This window comes from Rhodopseudomonas palustris (assembly GCF_003226555.1).
Taxonomy (GTDB): domain Bacteria; phylum Pseudomonadota; class Alphaproteobacteria; order Rhizobiales; family Xanthobacteraceae; genus Rhodopseudomonas; species Rhodopseudomonas palustris_I.
In genome coordinates this window covers 1-2,798 of record NZ_QKQS01000026.1, presented here as the reverse complement: position 1 = coordinate 2,798, position 2,798 = coordinate 1, and the positions used below count along the sequence as shown (strand labels likewise).

Genomic DNA, 2,798 nt, shown 5'->3' with positions numbered 1-2,798 from the left:
GTAGGGGTTGGACACCAACCCTAAGTTGATATGGTGGCTTGTCAAAATTCCAGAGCCACCACGCATAACCCCAAATTATGGCTCGTATTCAGTCCACGTTTGAACTTGAGATCTTTCGTTCGAATCTTACCAAGATCGAGCGTTTGTCTGAATTCCTGAATCTGTATGTGCTCCATTTTGGAGCTGAGCATCGAACGTCCACGAATGAACTCGTAGAATTCTTGCTTTCACCAATATTAGGACAACAGATCACGTACTATGGGCTTTCCTATGATGGCAATCCATGTGGGTTTGCGACCTTCATGTATTATCCGGAAGGCCATCTAGGCATTGTAGATCACTTGGTAATATCGCCCAATCAAAGAGGGCTTGGAGCATTCTTTAGCTTCTGCGACCTCATCGCCCGTGACATTGAGGAGCAGAGACTTCCGGTCAATTATCTGGCAGCGGAAATAATGCTCGAAGAAGGCGCCGTTGCAACAAGCATCGCGCCGACCAGTATGGTGCGCCTCATGCGCCTTATTGGATTCAAGGTAGCCAAGGCAAGATACTGGGCTCCGGACACTTCTATTGTACAAGACCGCGACAGTTGTAGGGCTGCACTGCTTATAGCCTCGCGACCAGATCGAAGCACAATATCAACTCCCGAATTCGTTCGAATTCTAGAACTAATTTACAGAACTCACTACGCGAAATGGTACAAGAGAACAATGCGGCCCAATCAGTATCGAGAATACAAGGAAGCTGCGGACAATTTGCTAGAGAACATGATTCTGGAGACTTCAAAACAGAAAAAAATCACCCTCAACGGAATGAAGAATCTCGACTTGGCATTTTCCATCGACCCTGCACCACGAGCGGATCCACCTACCCTGTTCTATGTCGCCCTACTCACTATCCCCCCAGCAGTTGGCTTGGCTGTTGCATTCACTCAAGAGAGGCTAGTTGCGGCCGTCGCCGCACTTTTGAGTGCCTCTCTCATACTAGGGTTTACTAGGCATCCTAAACTTCGGAGGCTTATATTTAAAGCTTTTCGGCTAGAATAATTCTGTCGTCTCCGAGACGGTCGAAGGGTTTAAGAGCGCAATCAAGGGCGGCCAATCCAGCTGCGCGTTGCTGGCTAAAGCCAACACGAAGCAAAAGTGCCGAAGCTATATGGAAGAATCTCTGCTTTAGAACCCTAAAGCCATTTAAGGTAAGCACACTATCTATATACTCTGAAGAATAGACCCACACCGCATCTTCTCGGCCATTGTTCAGCGTGTTGATCCGCGTGACCGGCGCTCCCCATCGCCTAGTCAAGAAATGTTCGAAGCTTGTTGACGTTTCGTAATGAAGCAACAAATGGCCGCCTTGCCGTAGAGTCCTTGAGAACTCAGATATCGTCTCGAGAGCCGGTACATAATTCATAACAGAAGCGACACAGATTATAAACTCGAATGAACCATCGCGGAACGGAAGTCTCGAAACGTCTCCAACTACACCTAATTGTCTCGCTGCTAGCTGCTTTTCAAAAATATCAAAGCCTATCGATAAAGGAGGCGTCCACGAATAAGGTTGGCAGCCACAACCCGCGTCTAGAACCGACTTGGACCTCGCCAACAAGGGGCTCACAAATTCCTTAGCGAAGCCGTCTATTCCGGCTCGCTTGTAACGATTCCACCGATCATGGGCATCCCATATGGCTTGGCCATCTCCATACAGCCGCTCAATTATCTTCTTGATGGGCAAGTCGTCGGACTGCAACATAATTTGGGGTTATGTGAATCTCGTTCAGCAGTTGCAAACATTAAGCGACCACAACCACTAACCCTATTATGAGATTCAGCTAATCGGAGCGTGTCGGAATTTCTTTTGTCCTTAAGAATACTCCGTCCATTGGGCGGAGTATCGAATGCCTCTCACGAAACTGATCGTCCGATTTCTCGACCACTGCTCAGTCGAGCGGCAGTTGTCGGAACACACGTTGCAAGCCTACGGGTATGATCTGGCGGACTTTGCCGCGTGGATCGAGACCCGGCGTCGCGAGGACAAGATGTTCTGCGCCGATGCGATGATCCTCACCGACCATCTCCGCGCCTACCTCGAGCACATGGCCGAGCGAAAGCTCTCCGCTGCGACGATCCGCCGGCGGCTGGCTTGTCTGCGGGCGTTCTTTCGCTTTCTCGCCGATCGCGACGGCACGCCAAATCCGTTCGACGGTTGGCGATTGAAGCTGCCGAAGCGGAAGCGGTTGCCGCGGACGTTGTCGCGGGACGAGACCACGCGGCTTTTGAAATCGGCGCGGGCGCCGGGCGCGGCGCGACATGCGGCGCCGGACGCGCCGTCGCTGTGCACCGAGATCCGGCTGATGATCGCGACCGGAATCCGGATCGGCGAGTTGTGCAAGATCGTCAGCAGCGACGTCGCCAGCGACGGCGCAGCGATTCGGATTCACGGCAAGGGATCACGCGACCGTGTCGTCTATGTCACCGATGCGGCGCTCCGCAACGAACTGCGCAAGCTGGCGGCACAGCGTCTGCGCATGCTCGGCGGCGACGGACCGCTGTTCGTCAATCGCAACGGCACCAAGCTGCGGCCGCATTCGTTCCGCACCAAGCTGCGCAACTTCGCCGGTCAGGCCGGCGTGCGGCGGCGGGTGACGCCGCACATGCTGCGCCACACCGCCGCGACGCTGCTGATCGAAAGCGGCGTCGACATCCGCATCGTGCAGCGGCTGCTCGGCCACTCCAGCATCGCCACCACCGAGATCTACACCCACGTCTCCGACGAAGCGCTGCGCTCGACCCTGGAGCGGG

3 protein-coding genes are annotated in these 2,798 nt (G+C 53.9%); 2 read left to right on the top strand and 1 reads right to left on the bottom strand.

Annotated elements, in window-relative coordinates:
- Positions 1-143 precede the first annotated feature (143 nt).
- Entirely contained in the window at positions 144-1,046 is a 903-nt protein-coding gene (locus DNX69_RS26130; RefSeq protein WP_133256031.1) for a hypothetical protein, read from the top strand.
- Here DNX69_RS26130 and DNX69_RS26915 read toward each other — a convergent pair.
- Positions 1,024-1,749, bottom strand: coding sequence for a class I SAM-dependent methyltransferase (locus DNX69_RS26915; RefSeq protein WP_110787831.1), 726 nt, complete (start codon positions 1,747-1,749; stop codon positions 1,024-1,026). The two genes, DNX69_RS26130 and DNX69_RS26915, sit on opposite strands and share 23 nt — an antisense overlap.
- 145 nt (positions 1,750-1,894) lie before the next feature.
- Between DNX69_RS26915 and DNX69_RS20370 the strand changes: the two genes are divergently transcribed.
- Positions 1,895-2,798: tyrosine-type recombinase/integrase (locus DNX69_RS20370; RefSeq protein ID WP_110787830.1), on the top strand; the 904-nt coding region annotated here is incomplete at its 3' end.

What these genes read in the sequence shown, in the direction of transcription:
- DNX69_RS26915 (WP_110787831.1), bottom strand. Translation starts at nt 1,749, where the DNA reads ATGTTGCAGTCCGACGACTTGCCCATCAAGAAGATAATTGAGCGGCTG.